Raw genomic sequence first — 20137 nt, 5'->3', positions numbered from 1 at the left:
CTGTTAATCCTGGTTAAGCCACAACAGCAGCCAAATTCTCCGATGCTTTTTCAATAGCATTAACACGATCTAAACCATCTGTTACGCAGAAAAATCTAGCCTCTCCCGTGATTAATTCGGTGACGTACCGTTTTACAGGAACTGCTAACCCTAAAGTTAACACCGCCAGAGAAGCAAGGGCGATATTCGCCAGTATAGGTAGCCATGCGGTGTGTTGGCTCATTACATCATCCCTGCTATGGATATGACAGAGAAAATCAGCATGGAACTCTGTGAAGAATTTTTTCTCCCGTAATGAAGCAGCTCTGTTTATCAATTTCTTTTGGTTGTCAATGATGAAATGATCGACTTTTTTCTGCAAAGATTCTGCTAGCTCTTTGGCTACGTCAGCATGCTCTTCATTGCCGTCATCTTTAACTGAAACACTGAATTGCCGTAACTGCCCAATTTCAGCATAAAGCTTTTTAAGCTGTGTTACCAGTTCAGGTTCTGTTAGAGTTATTTCATTAAGGATTGTCTCTGCTTGTTCATGTAAAACTGCATTGTCTTCTTCTAAAAATTCAGCAGGATACGATTCGTAATTATTAGGAATTTGCTTGTTTAATTCATTAATCTTTACTACTAAACGATTAAGAATAGCCTGTAAGTTAAAACCACTGAATGTTTCCTTTTTTTGGTCAATACACGTTAATACTTCTTCGCTATTACCATTGTCTTTATATCGTTGCAAGGCATCTTTTAGTTGCTGAATAAACACCGACCTGCGCTGTTGCTCTTGAGGAAATAACCGATCCTTGTAATAGTACTTTTTGCTTCGCTCTTCCTCATAATGAGTCAGTTCCGTTGTAATCCCATCAACGACTTTCTCTCTCTCCTCAATACGTTCCCCCAACCTAGCATTAATGGCAACTTTGATTCCTAATGTTGCTTGAAACTGATTAAATTCAGTTAACAGTGTAGCAATTTTTCTCGCTAACTCATCAGTGGACGATACAGTTTCTAAATCTGCATTTAATACAGTCAATCCTGCTATAGGGAAAGATCGTAAATAGGCATTCAGGTTGTCTATTGCAGCAGTATTCATTAACCAGGTAGCTTTGGATTCTGCAAATTGCAAGTTTACTTGGTCTTGATTATGCTGAAACTCAGAACCAATTTTATCAACCAGACGATTAACTTGATTTAATAATCCAGCGTAAAATGTTTTAAAATTTTCTTCTAATTCCTTGAATTTATCGATTTTACTGCCAATTTGAGCATTAAATATTTCATCAGTAAGCTGATGTAAATCTCTATCTAGTAATTCCGCTTTATCAAAAACACATTTTAATTCTTCAGAAGCTATTGAGCACCAGTTTAACCAGCCACTAAGTTTAGTCAATTGAGCAGATAAGTCGCCTTCTTCCAAGGAATCTTTCTGAACAAGAAATTTATTAAATTCTTTCTCAAATCGAATCAAAAATTCATCTAAAGCCATTTGCTTTCTTTGACAAATATTGATAACCAATTGATCAATTTTAGTATTTGAATTGACAATAAAACCTTCGATCCGCGCCAAATTATCTTGATAAACTGTATGATCAACTAAGCTAACCGCTTCGATTTTTAGGTTCTTTACTAATTCTCCTAGCTCTGACAGGTCATTTCGAGCTGTGATTACAAAGGAAAGCAATTTTTCTTGATTATAATTAAGCAACTCAACCGTATTGGACTCAAGAATTAAGTTCTCTAGTTCGGCAATTATTGTGCTAATTTTTTGATTAGAGGTTAATAAAAAAATCAATTTATCAAGAACAAGTATTTCTTTTGTTAAAGTTGATAGTTCATCTTGTTTAGTTTTGATTTTTTTATTTAATTTCCCGATCTCCTTGGCGAGTATTTCCGCTTCTTGAGCAAACTCTTTGCGCTTCATTTTGCTGAATTCAATATCTTGGCTGAGTGTTCTTAATGTTTTTGCCAGGTTACAAAAAGAAAATAGTTCTCCTTTTAGTCTCAAAAGTACCTGAGATTCCCTCTTGGTATTTCCCTCCTGAGTAATTAGTTCACCTAACCAGGTTACGATAGTGCTTATTCCCTCAGAAGTATTTAAATTTTCATCACTTAGAATACGATCAGGATCTTTTTGCTTTGACTGCGAGTCCTGTTTTTGAGCTAATAACGATTTAATTTTTTGCAGGGCTTCCGCGCGCTGCACAATGAATTTGGTTTTCTCTTCAATGAAATCTTTTTCTAAAATTGATAATGGATCAGGATTAGCTAAAGGATCACTATTTAGATGTAGTAATGCAATTTTTTCTGCATGCAGCGCTTCTTTTGCAATTTTCTGATTCAATTGCACTTCTAATTGATTTTCGACTAGAGCTTGCCGTCTTCTTTTGTCATCTCTTAACGCAGTTATCACAGTTGGATCGGTGGACTCCATCGTTTCTGCTAATGCTTTGGCAGCTTTTGCTTTACTAAGTTGAATTAACAACCTCTCTTGTTGTTGCTCTAAACATGCAACAGCTTTTTCTACCCTTCCATTGTACCGCTCAACTATCTCCTTGGATTGTCTGTAACAAACACTAACCTTTTCTGTTGCTTCAGATTCAATTTTTAGTAAAAGCGTTAAAGATTGGGTAGAGTCATGAATTTGTTGCCGTATACTCTTTATTGTCTGGCAATAATCATGAGCTTTTTCCCGTTGACGACCCACCTCAACCAGAAGCTGATTGATTGCTGTAATTCGCTTATCAAAGGCTAAACTACTAAGATCTTCAATTTCACGCAGATCTATATCATCAAAAACAAACCCATTGAGCTGCTGTACCCATTGGTCATTATCCTTCTGCCAGCGTAAAACTTCTTGTTCCTGCCAATCATGGGTTTCCCGTTGAAGTTGGGTTATAAGCTCTGCCCTTTTATTTTTAAAATAAGACTGCAATAGAGTAATTTCTTCTCGTTCATGTTGCTTAAATTTAAGCTTCTCTTTAATTGGAACCACGTCAAGTTCATGGAACTCATTAAAAGCAACAATCACTTCCGGCAATTGCTCCTTACTGTAAGAAACATCTAACTTTTTCCTTTCAGCTTCATGGAGGTCATCAAGCAAATTCGGATAAGGAGCAAGCAACATGATTAATTTCTTTAACTCATAATCCTCGTTTCTTTCCAATAGATAATCTAATTGCGCAATATTCTGATCCAAATTATTAATTTTTTCATCTAATAACTGCACTTTTGCTGAAAGGGATGTTTGAGATGCTAAAAGGGTTTCAAACGAATTAAACGAACTGTATAGCTGCTTAGCTTCATCGAGATAAAGAAGAGCTTGAGCTGCTTCCTGGTTAACAAATTCTTGAACTAAACTGATTTTTGCAAGCTCGCTTTTTACGTGGGATGTTTGAGCATAACTCTCAAAATAAGTTTTTAAAGAATAAGAGAGAAGGAGTTTTGTTCCTGCTAAGAAATCATTGTAGTAATCCTCAACCTTAAAATAAATTTCTCTACCGCTATGTTGAGTAATTTTAAACCGTAACTCTTTTGATATTTTTGTACCTTGTTGTGACGCTTGATCACCTTGTATTGTTTGCTCATCATTCATCACTTCTGGTGCATGTTCTACCGAAATTTTTAGAAAATTAAAACGATCGGGTATGAATGCAGCTAATGTGCTATTTTTAATGTCAACAGTAAACGCTTTAGGGTTTAAAAAAGTAACTAAATCTTCCAAAGTATCAGGAAGCTGATTAATCAAATCGAGCAGTTCAGCAACAAGATCATAAGTAGAAGGATGACTGATTATTAATGCTTGTTCTGTGTGTCCATGGAGATTAAAAAAGGAATAATCAATATCCTGAGTAAGCCTTTTCTCTATCTCTTTAGCATCAAATAACTCATTGTCAGTAAAGATGAGATCATCGATCACTTCATCGACAATTGCGAAATAATGATCTAAATTACAGCCAGGAATTTGCAGCACTTCTTCATAGCGTTTTTTAGTATCTTTTTTTAACACACTTTTTAATCGTGCTTTAAATTCTGAGCTATTAGTTGTGGTAAAATGATTAATCTTGCCTCGACTACTCTTAACTGCATCGTGCAAGTTCTCCAGAGTGATCTTGTAAAAAACGTTAGCAGGGGTATCAAACTCCTTAGCATCATATAATTGGCTATAGAGCGCAATCCCATCCTTTACAAGGGAAAGTTTACTAGGCTGATTACCATTATCAAATAAGTTGAGCAATCCACTAATTTTCTGAAGAATCTTTTTAATGTCTTTGAGCCTTTGTACCGCATATTTTTTTTCAATCGCAGCCTGCTCTTTGCTCGATGTATTTTGGCGAATATGAGATTCTAAGCTATTTTGCAAGTGAATAATTAACTGCCCTATGGGACTTGAAGCTAAAGAAGTAAATTCATGGCTTTTTATTGCAGCTTTAATTTTTTTCCTACCCATGAAAATCCCGGATTAGGATGAATGAGCATAAGATATATTAGAAAGCTTAAGCCAACCTTAAGAAACTTTGAATTTTTGGAATAATTCTTTTTCATTGCAAAAAAATGGTTAACAAGAAAATTTTCAGAAGTAACCTACTGATTTTAATCCAGTTATATTACTTAGGAAAAGCTAATTTTTCTTGACTTTGAAATAAGCAGGAAGCAGATTCCCAATATCCTAAAGAGTTAAATCCGAACCACCTTAACTTCCTGGCTCGTAACTTTTATGTGCGCACCGAATGATTTCTAATCGATCTTTCTGTTTTATATTTTGACAGTTTACACCAAATAATGTTATCCTCCGACACACCTATTTCTTAACTTAGCAGTAAAAACAGGAGTTCCAATGGGTAAGCACAATGTAAAAGCACAACAAAAGGTTCTATTAGCGCCTACAAAAAATCGTCCACTTACTTACCAATATAGTCTAAACGAATTCTTGCACGAACGATTCAATTTTTTTGGAAATACCCAAGCCGCTATTATTTCAGGAGGCACTTACTCTAATGGGAGCAGTGATGATGCCCATGGTGTTTTGGATGCGAGTGTAACTGATTATATTTATGATGAACATGGTGTAAGGGTTGGAATAGCCATGGCAACAGCGGATGGCTTGGGGCATTCGGTTGATGAAAAAGAAAACCGTAGCACTGCCTTAGTGAGTTTAAGTGCTTGTGAACGCTTTGTTAATAAATGCAAAAACCTAACATCGCTCGGCATCAATAGAATGAAACAAATCATGCAGGAAGCAGGCGAAGAATCCAGAGAAAGCAAACTATCACCAGCCTTTGATTCTAAATCTTCTTTAGCTGCAACTGCCATTTACCGTCAACCCAATGGCACTTTAAAAGCAGTAATAGGCAATGTGGGTGATGGCATGATTCTCGTCATTGACGGTAAAACAGGAGAGATAAAACATACTGTGGCTGCCCGTGATTACGGACATTACCAAATCGGTGGATCCAACCAGTATAGCCCTTATTCAGTTCAAGATTTAACAAAAGAAAATAGAGCCAGCATTGGCGAATTCGTCGAATTTGATGATGTAAATGAAGATGACCTTATCATTCAATTGACAGACGGAATTTGGGGGGAATTCGAATCCACTAAAGACCAGAAAGTAATTGGTGACAAAACCTACCGCGAACAAAAAATTGCATCAGAAGTGTTCGAGAGGATTTTAAAATGCACTTCCTCAGCCTCTGCTTTCGCTATAGGCCAAGGCATCGTTATGACCCTCTCTCAATCAACGCTTCAAAAAAGAGAACAATTCCAAAAGTTAATGCAGGCATTACAACCATTTAGTGAAACTCTTTTAGCCAAACAATTTGCTAACAGAGAAGAATACGAGGCTTATACTATTTCGGTATGGATCCGTGAAATTCATGAAAGTGGTGATAATGGACCTCAAATAGCGGCTTTGCTATCTCAATACTTAGAAGAATCCGAACATGACGGCATTCACTATAATATCGATACTTGTCCCGCGCAAATGTTGGTTCGGGATTTACAAAGGAAAGGATTTGGTGATTGCGCAACTATTGCGATGATGCGCGTGCCAAATTATAAAAAAGAACTGATTCGTGCCCTGATGATTAATCCGGAACATAGGCAAGCCCTTTTAGCCCGAATAGAAGAAGAGATTCAGCCTAATGAGCTGGACGACATAATAATGAGTCTTTCACAAGAACAATTCCTTCCTACTTTACCACCGGATGGACATGGAAATAATCCTGGTTGCCGCCATCTCTCATTAGAAAGCAGTTATCAATTTACTTTCCCACTGCTACAACAAGCAAACCTGTATGTTAAAGCCCTTGTTAATGAGAGCCCTACCCTAGACAAATCGGTATTGCTCGAGAAGCTTCGCACTCGATTTAAATCAGATGCCTCACTGGATTTAGCTCAGATGAGCGCAATATTTGATATCTGCAGTTTAAGAGGAGATTTGTTTAACACGCACCAAAATCCCAATTGGGATCGATTTTTTGGTATTAGAAATACTCGAACCTGGGGTGAGACAGTTAAAGAAATTAGAGATTTTGCACTAACAAAATTATTTGATGAAGTCGACAGGAATGAGAACATAGAAGAGAAAATAAAATTGCTAGAATGGGCGAAATCACAGCCCCTATTTAATCAACACCGCAGTAATTTTCTAATTACTGGCGCCTGGGGAAATACGTCAGCAGTAAGCGCAATTGAAGACAAATTAGAAGAGCTAAAGACAGATACAACTTTTGAGTTAAGCTAATTTCACTAGGGTCTGTTGACCCTAGAATTCAATTTTACTTCATGTTGATAAAATAATTTAAGGGTTGGGTCGTTTGACCCTGCCTTTAAATTTTAAATTTTAGTTTTGGATCACCTACTTATTCAGCCTAAGCATCTGCCAATTTATTTAGTAATGCTGCTAAACGGCAACCAGCAAGTGCGATTCTTTGCTGAGTTATACGCTTCACCATAATCTGATAATTTTTATCAGGCTTCTGCCCCGCTTTTAATAGATATACTTTCTTGATTGCGATTTGATGTGATTCCTTCGCCCAATCTATTGGCCTAAGATTCATCTTGTCAGGTTGGCATGGCCATGACTTCTCAATACGATTTGCCTTTCTAATCAGTTGATTATAAGAATAAGGACTTTTTGTATTAAGATATCCCCCTCCTTTATCCCAATAAGCATGCAGATTAGTTGCGACAGAATTTTTTCCTAAACGAATAAGATTGCCCCCTTTATCCCCTTTTGGATATGCGGCGCTAAATTGGCTGGTTGCATGTAAAGGTTGATGAATATCCCCTACGACATGCAATAAAATCCTTAAACTAAATCCCTTATCAAAATCACCTTTCTGGCTTTGCAAAATGGTTTTTGCTTCTTCAATCGCTGAAACCGCATTCACTTTATTTGGAGGTTTTATTTTCGTGCCGTCTATAGAAAAAGGCAGATCAATATAATGTTTTTCTTTTAGCCACAACTCATTCTGAAAACGTAGAGCGTCCATCCAGGCAGCCGAATCAATCAAATTTTGCTTCCGATAAACCTTGTCTAAGGCTCGGTTATACTGATTATAAATTTGTTTAGCCTGGTCAGTTAAATGTTGATACGCAATTTGAGCCACCAAACGATGGCCTAGGGCATTCCAACAATAACCGTTATTGCCTAACAAGACGAGGAAATAAAAACACCATCTTCTCATTACGTTTAACCGAGATAAGGTGACCACGCTGGCTCTTGGACATCCCCATCCCTTGCCGGTAACCGCATTTTCGTCCTTCCATCAATAGATACAACAGCCAAAACTCCTTTGTCATTAACTCGAGTTGCATAGAGAATTAAACGCCCATTGGGGGCTACTGACGGTGACTCATCCGATGGAGAAAAAGTTAATTGCGTGATTTGACCATTATTATCGGTATCTTGTACCCCTATATTAAAAGCTCTGTCCTCACCTCGATGCAGCATGACAATGTGTTTTTGATCAGGTGTAAACGAAGCACGTGCATTATAATTACCATCAAAAGTCATACGCGCGATACTTCCATCTATTAAAGATAATCGGTAAATCTGCGGCGATCCCCCGCGTCCGGAAGTAAACAACATTGATTTACCATCTGGAGAATAGCGAGGCTCGGTGTCAATTGCATCCCCGAAGGTTAATTGCTTCATATAGCCGCTGCTTAAATCAACACTGTAAATTTTAGGGGAACCACCCTTAGATAACACCACAGCAAGATTACGCCCATCGTTTGACCAAGCTGGAGCACCATTAATGCCCGCAAAATCAGTCAATAGACGCCGTTTACCCGTTTCAACAGACACGGTAAAAATTTGTGCCTTCTTTTTCTCAAATGAAACGTAAGCAATTTGTCTACCATCCGGCGACCAAGCAGGCGACATAATTGGTTCTGTAGAAACCAGCAAACTTTGCGGGTTATAACCATCAAAATCAGCAACCTCAAGAAAATATTTTGCCCTGTCAGTACCAGTGCGTTGCACTAAAATATATGCAATTCGCGTAGAGAAAACACCACGATCGCCAGTTAGTTTTTGATAAACTTCATCACTGATATGATGCGCTAGCGCACGAATCTCATTAGCTCCAATTTGATAGTTTTTTGATAACAATACTTTGCCCTGAGCAACTGCATCTAGTAGTTTGAAACTAACATCATAACGGTTGTACCCAATTCGGGTAACTTGCCCAGATAACACACTATCAGCACCTGCCTCACGCCACACGCTGATTGCTAACGGCCTTCCTTGCGGTGCCGGAATAATTTTAAACTGCCCAGAAAAACGAAAATCGCCATTGATCACGTCTGTCAATTTCTGTCCGACTTCATCATAACCAAAGGGTTCAATGGCAATAGGTAAAGCTGAATTAATGCCTTGAGTCAGCTCCAAATCGACTGCGTACAGTAGAACTGGGAAAAATAGGCATGCTGCTGCAATCAAACGTTTAATTAACACGTTTACCCCCTAACATTTTCTGGTCGTACGGTTAAACTAATATCACGAAATAAATTAAAAGTGTCTGGATCACTGGGCACTGGAAGCGGTGATGCTTTATAAATAGCAGTTTGGGCGGAGCGATCTAAAACCGAATCACCACTGCTTCGTATTAAACTCACTTCCAACACTGCACCATCCGGTGCGAGCCGAATTCTGAATTGACTTGACAAACTGCTATCGACATTTTCTGGCAAAATCCATTGACGACTTATCGCATTAACAATCATAGCCTTATATTTATCGACTTCGCCTGCGAGATGTGCTTTTTTTGCTGCGTCTGCAGCAGCTTGCTGTTGTAAAGCAGCTTGACGTTTTTGTTCAGCCTCTGCTTTGGCTTTTTCAGCGCGTGCAAGTTCTTCCTTCGCTTTTTCTTCCGTAAGCTTATCAAGCTTTGCTTTTTCTTCAGCTTGTTTTTGTTTTAATACGGCCAGTTTTTCAGCTTCTTCTTGTTGTTTCTTTAATTGTTGCTGCTTGGCTTTTAACTCTTCAATACGCTTAGCTTCCTGTGCTTTCTGCTCAGCCAACTGCTTTAAACGACGCTTCTCTTCTTCAATTTGTTTTTTCCGGGCAATAGCAATTTTCTCAGCTTCCTCTTTTAGTTTCGCTAAGCGTTGTTGCTCCTGTAAGCGGGCTTTACGTGCCATCTCAGCTTGCTTAAGCAAGGCTTGTTGTCTTTCCTGTTCCGCCTTCAATTGCTTGGTGCGTTCTTGTTTTAAACGTTGCACCGTTTCCATCACTTCCCGATTCTCGACACTCACTGCCTTGACAACTTCATCTTTCGGACGAGCAGATTCAACAGGCAACGCTTGGCTGGGCTCATTTTTTGCCTCGGGCGTCAGCACCGGACGTTGATTGGTCGTTGTGTCAATTAATAACGCTAGGCCCAAAAAAAGATGAAATAAAACGGCCGCAATAAACGACTTGCGATAACTTTGATCCACAATCACCCCCGATTCTCCTGCCCCACCTCAGATGAATCCGTTATTAAACCAACCTGTTCAGCTCCTGCCTGTTTTAATAAACCCATTGCCATCACAACTTTACCATAAGGTACCCCTTGGTCACCTTTAACCAGAACATTCAATGTCTGCTTAGATTGCCGGGCTAACTCCAACTCAGCCGCTACTCGAATTTTCAGCGCTTGCGGTGCAATTGGGCTAGCAGGGTCACTATGGATATTAAGAAAATAGTCACCCTGTTGATTAACAGAAACAATAATCGGTTCTCTGTCGGTTGATTTTAATGTTTCACTAGCTGCTTTCGGCAAATCCACCGTAACCCCCTGAGTTAGCATAGGCGCCGTGATCATAAAAATAACAAGCAATACCAGCATGACATCAATATAGGGAACCACATTGATTTCAGCGATTGGGCGGGTACTCGCTTTCTTTTTTCTTAGCATGATCTATCCTCTCATTGGCGCAGCCGTTTGCTGCTCAATAAGTGAGACTAATTCATCCTGAAATAAATCATAGCGCTCAAGCAAACCCGATGCACGAGTACTATAACGGTTGTAAGCAATAACTGCGGGAATTGCAGTAAACAATCCTAGTGCTGTCGCCACTAAGGCTTCTGAAATACCTGGAGCTACCATCGCGATCGTTGCTTGTTGAGCTTGTCCTAATGCTTGGAAAGAAGTCATGATCCCCCATACTGTACCAAACAAACCGACATACGGGGCAATGGAGCCAACGGAAGCAAAGAATGGTAAATGTTGTTCCAGTTGCATGGCTTCTTTCGCATGGCTAATTTGCATGACACGCTGGATAGGTTCAATTGATACATGCCCAAGCTTACGGGAACGCACATATTCTTTAAATCCAGCATGGAAAATCGCTGCCAGCCCTTGCCGATCGTCGATGTTACTGTCGATATCAGCATACAATTTACTCAAATCACTGCTATCCCAAAACCGTCTTACAAACCCTTCACATTGTTGTTTCTTACGTTTGAAATACCACGCTCTTTGCAAAATAAGAGTCCATGAAATGATGGATGCAATCAGCAAAATCATCATCACAGTCTTAACGACTAGGCCTGCCTGCATAAAATAGCCAAGTACACTTGCATGGTTTGCCACGTTCTTTTTCCTCCAACAATCATTTTTCTTTTTAGCCTGAACGCAAAATCAAGCTTTTACTTTAACTTAAATAAATCCTCAGGTAAGCGCTTAGGTCTCATCTCATTATTTACGCATACTGCTTTGATTTGCGCTTCGCAAATAAGCTTATTATCCTGATTATGCATGGCCTGATCAAATACAAGACTGCATGATTTTTTATGGCTTATTTTTGTCGTAATTCTTAATAAATCGTCTAGATAAGCAGGGTTCTTATAACGAAGGAGAACCTCGTTTATCGCAAAATGGCAATCATACGTTGCAAGCATGGTTAAAGACAAGCCAGAATTACGAATCATTTCAGTTCTGGCCCGCTCAAAAAAGCAGAGGTAATTTGCATGATACACAATTCCCATCATATCGGTATCTTCTGCATAAACCCTAATATTAAAATGATGACAATCCATATTGTCCATTAATTATCTTCTTCAGCTACAGTTAAACCAAAATGTTGATAAGCTAATTTAGAGGCAATCCTACCCCTTGGCGTTCTTATCAAAAAACCTTGCTGGATTAGAAAGGGCTCAAGCACATCTTCTATAGTTCCTTTTTCTTCACCGATCGCTGCAGCCATACTGTCAATACCAACGGGGCCTCCAGAGAAACGCTCGATGATCGCTTGAAGTAATTTTCTATCCATCATGTCAAAGCCATGTTGGTCAATATTTAACATTTCAAGGGCTTTACCAGCAATGTCTAAGGTAATAATCCCCTTCCCTTTTACTTCTGCATAATCGCGCACCCTGCGTAACAAGCGGTTAGCAATTCTGGGTGTGCCGCGGGAGCGCCTAGCAATTTCTCGTGCACCTTCAATTTCAGCGGTTACACCGAGCAGTCGGGCAGATCGAGATACAATATAGGTCAAAGCTTCTACCGAATAAAACTCAAGGCGCTGGACGATACCAAAGCGATCACGCAAAGGAGAAGTGAGCAAACCTGCCCGTGTTGTCGCTCCAATTAACGTAAATGGGGGCAATTCCAATTTAATTGAACGAGCAGCAGGCCCTTCGCCGATCATGATATCGAGCTTGTAATCTTCCATGGCGGGATAGAGTACTTCTTCAATAATAGGACTTAAACGGTGAATTTCATCAATGAACAACACATCGTTCTCTTGCAAATTTGTTAAAAGTGCAGCGATATCCCCTGCTCTCTCTAACACAGGCCCAGAAGTTTGCCTTAAGCTAACCCCCATTTCATGGGCGATGATGTTGGCAAGCGTGGTTTTGCCTAGGCCAGGAGGTCCAAAAATAAGTACATGATCAAGCGCATCATTTCGATTTTTTGCAGCGTCAATAAAAATACGCATCTGTGACCGTACTTCATCCTGTCCGATGTATTCGTCAAGACTAAAAGGACGGATGGCTCGATCCAATGCTTCCTCTGAAGCTGCCGAATTAGCACTGACTAGACGATCACTTTCCAACATAAAGGACTATGGTTTGTCATGATTCGTGCATTCTATACCCAAGATACTTCAAAATGCTAGGTTTGACAGGGTAAACGCATCTAAATTTCCCCATTATGTGGTCATGGGGTGCCTAATGAGACACAAGCTACTATAGTCGGTGAAAGAATGACCTGTAACAACAAAACGCATGGCCTTGAGTTTATAGGATCTTCTCTGGAATTTCGGGCATAACACACGGCAAGTAGAGCGAACGAACCCGTGATTACCAAAATTAGGCAATCATTCCCTTGCGGGTTTTGGGATAATACGGCTTTAATTCTTATTAGCTTGGCCTTGAATATTAGGTTGAATTTTTTCTATGATCGCTAATAATCGGTAGGAATGTTCATCAATTTGATCTCGGAAAATAACGATCAATTTCTTTTTTCTCTTGTCAATTAATTCAAAGAGAAAAAAAAGTCCTGTGTTAATTACTACTCTTCCCTTCTCATAAGCCTGTTCCTGATGGAATTTATCGAGAAGTACCCAATGTTCCCTATAACTTAGCATTAAATAGTTCGGATTAGGCTGCGGATTATTAAAAATACGAACGAATTGGAGCAATAGCAAAAACGTGGTTGCAACTTTTAAAAAAGGGATGCAAGATGAGTAGAATAAAAGCATTAGCGCACTTAGGTAAATCAATAAGGCGAGCTTAAGATAATAAACTGACCTACCTAACGTTATGTTGCATTCTGATAAATTCAACAATATCAACGAATTCCTTGTCCGTGGGGTCATCGTGCCCCATTAACCAACTAAATAACTCTGGATCTGTGCACTCAAGTAATCTTTCGAAAGCAGTCATCTGTGATAAGCTCATACTATCGAAATGGCGCTCTAAAAACGGTATTAGTATTAAATCTAACTCGAGCATACCACGTCGACAATGCCATAAGAGTTTTGCTTTTTTTAATGAATCGCTCATTGATTTACCTAATTGCCAGACTGGGCGATGTTACACTAAACTTCACAACATTCGCAATCTTAAACCGGCTACAGAATGAACTTTTCCGAATATTTTATTAATAACAGGCCGTTGAGTGTTTTTACCTCATTAGCCAGTGAGTTGAATTTTGAAAGAAATAAAAATTACCTGTTCGATCTTTCTTATCTTGGATCACTAAGTGTCCTTGGTGAACGAGCTGTAGAATTTTTGCAAGGACAGGTGAGTTGTGACGTACGCAAAGTGACGGATAAGATGATACAGCAAGGAGCAATGTGTAATCTGAAAGGACGTGTATTGGCATTGTTTGATGTCGTTAGCTGGCATGGTTTACAGTTAATTTTGGCTAACGATTTGTTGAGTACAACACAATCTTCACTCAACAAAGCCGCAATGCTCAGTCGTGTTCAGCTAGAGCAGACAACCTCCTATCAGATTTACGGCTTTTATTTGGCTAATGCGCATGATTTATTACCTGAGAATATCACCCTACCTGAAACTCGTCTTAGCCTTGGCACTACTGCAGAACACTGTTGTTACTCCCTAGGCAACCAACTCTATATTATTTTGGTTACTAGAGAAGAGGCAGCTGCATTCGCTCTGCCATTTATTGATAGACAACAAATTCGTGGCTCGCTTGCATGGCATCAGCTGCAATTACGTCATAAGCATATTGAAATTTATCCTGAAACAAGAGGCTTATTCTTACCCCACCGAATTGATTTGCACCTATCGGGACAACTAAGTTTTGATAAAGGCTGTTATAAAGGACAAGAAATTGTCGCCCGTACACATTATCGAGCCAAACTAAAGCATGGGTTAGCATTGTTTGTCATCGAAACAGATGAATCTTTAATACCGGGAAAGAAAGTATTTCTTCCTAACAGTGATACAGAGATCGGTGAACTCATCGATCTCTGTCCACTTGCAGAAAGACGCCATTTAGTGGCAATAAGTATTCTTCATGAATATCCCAATGAAGTGCTTATCGAATCGCATAGTAAAACAGTGGTTCTTAAACCTTTCGCTTAGTTCTGGGTAACATACGCTGCAGCACGTTATCTTTATCGATAAAAAAATGCTTCAGTGCACCGGCTATGTGTAAAGAAAGTAACGCTATGATAATCCACGCGATGGTGTTATGAGTTTCTTTCATTAGATGGGCTAACTCTTTATTGGGCTCTATCCCAGGTAAGGTTAGATGAAATAAATTAAAAAAATAAGGAGGCTTGTTAGCAGCGACCGACATAATCCAACCGCATAAGGGCATTAAAATAACGAAAAAATACAAAGCATAGTGAACCGAATTGGAAAGGATTTTTTCCCAGATGGGCATTGAATCAGGTAGAGGCGGTTTTCCATTACGCCATATCCACACAACTCTAATAACCATTAGAAAGAGTACAGTAATGCCAAAGGATTTATGAAGCATGAACGCAAAACCAACATATCGCTCAGGGAGATCCTCAAGAAAATAGCTAACACTGAGCATACCTATCACAATTACAGCAATAAGCCAGTGGAGATATTTGAATCCATCCGGATAACTTATTTGTCCGTCCATTACTATTCCTTACAAAAGCTGCATTTTACATGTGTTTCAGCAATACTTGCCACTCTGAGCATAATGTTGGTTTGGCGCCCCCAACCTACAGATCATTGTGTAGGTTGGGTCACATTAACTGACATCAAAAACTCAAGCTACCATTTCCTTTTCCGACACCTTTACTGTCGTTTGCGTCAAATCAAGCAGTTCACGGGTAGTGACGAAAAACATGGTATAGTTAAGCGTGGTGCTTGCCCGCAAATCAGAGAGAATTTGACGCCATCTTTCGATTAGTGTTTTATGTCTTTCTGACCAAGTTTCGAATGCTTTTTTGAAATCCTTTTTCTTTTCATCAAAGCCGATGATACCCGCGGTCAGCTGTCTTTGTTGCCAATCTAGGTCGTCTCGTAAAGCTTCTCTGGATAAAGATTCCCAATGATTTTCCGTAGGGTGCGCAATAATTTGTGAGCGTATCCACGTGATATCCAGAAGTTCGCCAATATCAAAATAAATTTCAGCGACCTTACCGACTTCCATATTAACTTGGTGCGATACCTCAATAATATCCATTGCTGAGAATAGGGCCCGTGTTATCGCCAGTTCATGAGCCAAATGAGGGGGAATTCCCAATTCCAGGTATTGATTATAATGATGATCGTATTGCGCCCTATTACCTCCGCTAAATTTCTCTGGCAAAGCTTTCTTCAATTCACGCATACCGGGCGAATAGAGTTTAACCGCTTTAGTGATATCCAGGTGCATGCATTGGCTGCGTAAAAACCATCGAGTCACTCGCCTGAGTAAACGCAAATAAAGCATCGTCAATTCGACTTGTTTTTCAGCAGTGATCGTCGTACCAAGTGCATCAATATCTTTCCAGATAGTCTCTAAGCCAAGCACAGATCTGGCAATCATGTAAGCCCGCACAATCGCTGAAATCGGAGCGCCCGTTTCGTCTTGTTGACGATAAATAAAAGTAAAACCCATTTCATTAATGATGATATTGCTTAACCTTGTCGCAATAATTTCCCGCTTAAGAGGGTGTTTTTGCATTTGCTTTTCATAGCGTCCAGCCAATTGCGATGGGAAAGAACTCGTTAAAATCTCTTTGAAGAAAGGATCCTCAGGAACGTTTGAATTTAAGATTTCTTCTTTCAAAATTGTTTTACTGTAACACAATAAAACTGAAATACTCGGACGACTTAACCCTTGGCCTTGTAATTTCCGGTCTAGCAGGGCTTTGTCGTCAGGCAAAAACTCCAAGCTTCTATCCAGTTTTCCTGTACGTTCTAGCTCATTAATATAACGAGCATGCAATTCAATCAAACGTGGCGCCTGGGCTGCTGCAACACTGATTGCACGAGGCTGGCTGAAATTATCACGTAATACGAGTTTAGCAACCTCATCAGTCATTTCGCCCAATAGTTCATTTCGTTGTTTTTCTGTCAAATCACCTGAAGCAACAATGCTGTTGAGGAGAATTTTGATATTCACTTCTTTGTCTGAACAGTTAACCCCAGCAGAATTATCAATGAAATCAGTAAAAATAAGCCCGCCATTGAGCGCATATTCCACGCGGGCCAGCTGGGTTAATCCAAGATTACCTCCCTCCCCGACTACTTTACATCGAAGATGTTTGGCATTAATTCGAATTGAATCATTAGACCTATCGCCAACATCAACATGGGATTCTGACTGCGCCTTAACAAAAGTTCCAATACCTGCACTCCACAATAAATCAACTTTAGCCTTAAGGATCACACGGATCAATTCATTAGGCTCGATAGCAGATTGTTTGATCCCAAAGACTTCTTTCATTTCCTTGCTAACACTAATGGATTTAGCGTTACGGTTAAATACGCCACCCCCTTTAGAAATGAGTTTCTTATCGTAGTCAGTCCAATTTGAGCGTGGCAAATTAAACAATCGTTCGCGCTCTTTAAAACTAATTTCAGGATCTGGATTAGGATCGATAAAAATATGAATATGGTTAAAAGCAGCAAGTAATTTAATGTGTCTGGACAATAACATTCCATTACCAAACACATCTCCAGCCATATCGCCGATGCCAACAACGGTGAAATCGCTTGTTTGGGGATCTCTGCCCATCTCGTAGAAATGGCGTTTTACTGATTCCCAAGCCCCTTTGGCCGTTATACCCATTTTTTTATGGTCATAACCTACTGAACCACCTGATGCAAAAGCATCACCCAGCCAGAAACTATACTCAGCAGAAATTGCGTTAGCGATGTCTGAAAAAGTTGCAGTTCCTTTATCCGCAGCAACGACAAGATAAGGATCATCCTCATCATAGCAAACAACATTTTCTGGTTTGACAACCCCACCGTTTTTAAGATTATCGGTAATATCGAGCAAACCGCGAATAAATAATTGGTAGCAGCTGATTCCCTCCGCCAATATTTCTTCACGCGTACCATTCACTGGTAAATGTTTAGGCACAAAACCGCCTTTCGCACCGCTTGGAACAATAACTGCATTTTTTACTTGCTGAGCCTTCATCAAACCTAAGATTTCTGTTCGAAAGTCCTCTTTACGATCTGACCAACGCAATCCCCCGCGCGCTACTTTTCCTCGACGTAGATGGACAGCCTCAAATTTTGGTGAATAGACAAAAATTTCGAACATGGGATAAGGTTTAGGAACCCCTGGAATGTCTTTGCTGCTTAATTTAATAGAAATGTATTTTTTGGGCTCACCGTGTTTATCAACTTGGTAGTAGTTTGTCCGGATAGTTGACGAAATTGCTTGAATGTAGAGTCTTATAATTTTGTCTTCATCAAGGTTCGCCACCTCATCAAGATCAACAAAAATTTCATTAACCAAGCTGGTAAAATCAACGTCTCTATTTGCTTTAATTGTCGGATTAAATCGTATTTCAAACAATTGAACCAATTTATAAGCAATATGCGCATTATTGATTAATGCCGCTTCAATATATTCTTGGCTGAAAGTAAACCCTATCTGTTTAAAATATTTTGCATAAGTACGTAAAACAGACACTTGACGCCAATCTAAACTTGCTGCAAGGACCAGCTGGTTAAACCCATCATTCTCAGCTTGGCCAAACCAGACACTGGCAAACGCATTTTGAAACAAATCTTTTATATGGTCGATGTCAAAATCGTTTTTATGGGTATACTGTAAGGCAAAATCATTAATCCACGTTTTTCTTCCGTCCTCGTAATCTAAAACGTAAGGCCTTTCACTGATTGCTTTCATGCCAAGCCGTTCTAGAATGGGCAGGACTTCAGATAAAGCGAGCGTATCGTCATGCTGATAAATCTTCAGACGGAAATTCTCCTCAGGTTCATCCAAAGGTTTATAAAAATTCATCACCAGCGGATTACTATCGGATAAAGTCTCTACATGCTTAATATCTGAAACTGCTGTCCGAGGGGAAAAAATAGCCGTGTAGGCCACTGGGAAAGCACCCTTATAACGCGCAAAAAGGCGATTAGCTTTCTCTTCACCAAAGGTATCAAATAAGTAATGTTGAAAATCATCTGTCCAAGTGCGGCCGACTTCAATCAGTTTTTGCTCGATTTCTTTAAAGTTCCATTGAGTTTCATCATGGGGGTTAGTTCTTATGATAAAATGGATCCGCGCCAGGACTGATTCAGAGAACCACGTCGAGAAATTGATTTCTTGAGAATTGAAACTCTCTTTCAATATCTTTTCCATGGCCAATCTTAATTCAGTATTCCAACGGTCTTTAGGTACATAAACAAGGCAAGACACAAAACGGCGATACACGTCTGTCCGGGCGAACATACGGATTCGCCGACGCTCCTGCATGTAAAAAATACCCATTGCGATTTCGAGCAGCTCATCTTCAGAGGCTTGGATTAAATCATCGCGAGGCAGGGTTTCAAGTATATTGAGCAGTACTTTGCCTGCATGTCCCCGTGGGTTCAAATTGGAATTTTTCATAATGAGTGCGACTTTATGCCGCAAAAAGGGGATATGCCTTGGGCTTGTGTTATAAGCTGCAGAAGTATATAAACCAATAATGCGCAGCTCACCAATCACTTGGCCTTTCTTATTAAACCGCTTTATCCCAATATAGTCGGTGTAGGCGCGACGATGTACAGTGGCCTCAGTATTGGTTTTTGACATGACTAGCACACGACTTGATAGAGTGAGCTCTCTCGCTTCTGGTGTCATCGCAGAAATACTGCGTGCACTAGATTTGCTCATGCTCTGGCGCAATACACCTAAACCCGTTTCAGGCAAAGGTTGCAGAATAGTTTCTTGTCCTTTACGAATGAGTTCATACTCGCGCATCCCAAGAAAAGTAAAATGATGATCTTCAATCCACTTTAAAAAAGCGATTGTTTCTGAAGCTTCATTGGGTTCCAGCACCGAGGAAACGGCTTCAAGTTCAGCAATGGCTGCCCTTACTTTTTCCCTCATGGGCATCCAATCACTCACCACAGCCCGATTGTCCTCTAAGACACGCTCAAAATTGCGATGCAGATCCTCAAGTACAGAGGCATCCGTTTGTCGATCTATTTCAATGAAGATTGCAGCTTCAACAATAATATCCTTGTGCTGGCTTTCACCATTACGCGGCAAAACTTCAATAATTTCATTGTTTTTTCCACGCCTAACGCGCAAATTGCCCATATGCATTATAAGATGGGACACTAAACCTAAGCGATTGATGACCATTCTTAAAGAGTCAACCAAGAATGGCATGTCATCGGTAATAATCTCAACCACAGTATGAGTCGTTTGCCAACCGTGCCTTTCAAAATCAGGATTATAAATACGGATTTTAGTTTCGTTTGGCGCGCGATGTTGAATAAGTGACCAAAAATTAATTATCGCACCATAAAGATCATCAATATCCCATTCTCGTAAGTCTTCTAACGCGACAGTACCGTAAAATTGACGAACAAATTCAATGCAAAATGGTGCTTGTCCACCACCCATTTTTTGCTGTAGCTTATCAACTACCGCATCAATAATTAGATCTTTGCCTTCTTCAAACTTATAAGACATTCAACTCACCTCTTTTAGGCAACGGAAATAAATTGCCGCGCATTATATACTGACGT

General features: G+C 39.7%; 14 protein-coding genes. 2 read left to right on the top strand and 12 right to left on the bottom strand.

Features of this window, described 5'->3' with window-relative positions:
- Positions 1–13: 13 nt before the first annotated feature.
- Positions 14–4438: a V-type ATP synthase subunit I domain-containing protein gene (locus tag LMI_RS06885; RefSeq protein WP_045099133.1), complete on the bottom strand. Its 4425-nt coding sequence runs from the start codon at positions 4436–4438 to the stop codon at positions 14–16.
- Positions 4439–4825: 387 nt separating this feature from the next.
- On the opposite strand from LMI_RS06885, the gene LMI_RS06880 reads away from it, so the two are divergent.
- Complete coding sequence (locus LMI_RS06880) at positions 4826–6733, top strand: hypothetical protein (RefSeq protein ID WP_045099132.1); 1908 nt, start codon at positions 4826–4828, stop codon at positions 6731–6733.
- 127 nt (positions 6734–6860) lie between these two features.
- Here the strand turns inward: LMI_RS06880 and LMI_RS06875 are convergent, their stop codons facing one another.
- The 9 genes from LMI_RS06875 to LMI_RS06835 form a co-directional block, all read right to left on the bottom strand.
- On the bottom strand, positions 6861–7679 hold the full coding sequence (locus tag LMI_RS06875) for a S1/P1 nuclease (protein ID WP_045099131.1): 819 nt from the start codon (positions 7677–7679) through the stop codon (positions 6861–6863).
- Between the two features lie 5 nt (positions 7680–7684).
- The gene (gene tolB, locus LMI_RS06870) at positions 7685–8947 is read right to left on the bottom strand and encodes a Tol-Pal system beta propeller repeat protein TolB (RefSeq protein WP_102010582.1); all 1263 of its coding nucleotides are present in this window, start codon (positions 8945–8947) and stop codon (positions 7685–7687) included.
- Between the two features lie 8 nt (positions 8948–8955).
- A complete protein-coding gene (tolA, locus tag LMI_RS06865) occupies positions 8956–9942 on the bottom strand; it encodes a cell envelope integrity protein TolA (RefSeq protein WP_045099129.1) in 987 nt (328 codons plus the stop codon).
- Positions 9939–10397, bottom strand: a complete 459-nt coding sequence (tolR, locus tag LMI_RS06860) for a protein TolR (RefSeq protein WP_045099128.1) — start codon at positions 10395–10397, stop codon at positions 9939–9941. Before tolR ends, tolA begins: the two co-directional genes overlap by 4 nt.
- A gap of 3 nt (positions 10398–10400) precedes the next feature.
- Entirely contained in the window at positions 10401–11075 is a 675-nt protein-coding gene (tolQ, locus tag LMI_RS06855; RefSeq protein ID WP_045099127.1) for a protein TolQ, read from the bottom strand.
- Between the two features lie 56 nt (positions 11076–11131).
- Positions 11132–11530, bottom strand: a complete 399-nt coding sequence (gene ybgC / locus LMI_RS06850) for a tol-pal system-associated acyl-CoA thioesterase (protein ID WP_045099126.1) — start codon at positions 11528–11530, stop codon at positions 11132–11134.
- Positions 11530–12543: a Holliday junction branch migration DNA helicase RuvB gene (gene ruvB / locus LMI_RS06845; RefSeq protein ID WP_045099125.1), complete on the bottom strand. Its 1014-nt coding sequence runs from the start codon at positions 12541–12543 to the stop codon at positions 11530–11532. Before ruvB ends, ybgC begins: the two co-directional genes overlap by 1 nt.
- A gap of 294 nt (positions 12544–12837) precedes the next feature.
- The gene (locus LMI_RS06840) at positions 12838–13305 is read right to left on the bottom strand and encodes a protein YgfX (protein ID WP_349267103.1); all 468 of its coding nucleotides are present in this window, start codon (positions 13303–13305) and stop codon (positions 12838–12840) included.
- Positions 13238–13492: an FAD assembly factor SdhE gene (locus tag LMI_RS06835; RefSeq protein ID WP_045099123.1), complete on the bottom strand. Its 255-nt coding sequence runs from the start codon at positions 13490–13492 to the stop codon at positions 13238–13240. Before LMI_RS06835 ends, LMI_RS06840 begins: the two co-directional genes overlap by 68 nt.
- Positions 13493–13567: 75 nt before the next feature.
- Between LMI_RS06835 and ygfZ the strand changes: the two genes are divergently transcribed.
- Positions 13568–14542: a CAF17-like 4Fe-4S cluster assembly/insertion protein YgfZ gene (ygfZ, locus tag LMI_RS06830; protein ID WP_045099122.1), complete on the top strand. Its 975-nt coding sequence runs from the start codon at positions 13568–13570 to the stop codon at positions 14540–14542.
- Here ygfZ and LMI_RS06825 read toward each other — a convergent pair.
- Positions 14526–15074 (bottom strand): cytochrome b, encoded by a 549-nt coding sequence (locus LMI_RS06825; protein WP_045099121.1) that lies wholly within the window; start codon positions 15072–15074, stop codon positions 14526–14528. The two genes, ygfZ and LMI_RS06825, sit on opposite strands and share 17 nt — an antisense overlap.
- A 132-nt stretch (positions 15075–15206) precedes the next feature.
- Positions 15207–20081 (bottom strand): NAD-glutamate dehydrogenase, encoded by a 4875-nt coding sequence (locus LMI_RS06820; RefSeq protein ID WP_045099120.1) that lies wholly within the window; start codon positions 20079–20081, stop codon positions 15207–15209.
- Positions 20082–20137: the final 56 nt, after the last annotated feature.

Origin of the sequence: Legionella micdadei, from assembly GCF_000953635.1 — a bacterium.
Taxonomy (GTDB): Bacteria; Pseudomonadota; Gammaproteobacteria; order Legionellales; family Legionellaceae; genus Tatlockia; species Tatlockia micdadei.
Note: the sequence above shows the minus strand (reverse complement) of the source record. Positions and strands in the feature narration are given on the sequence as shown.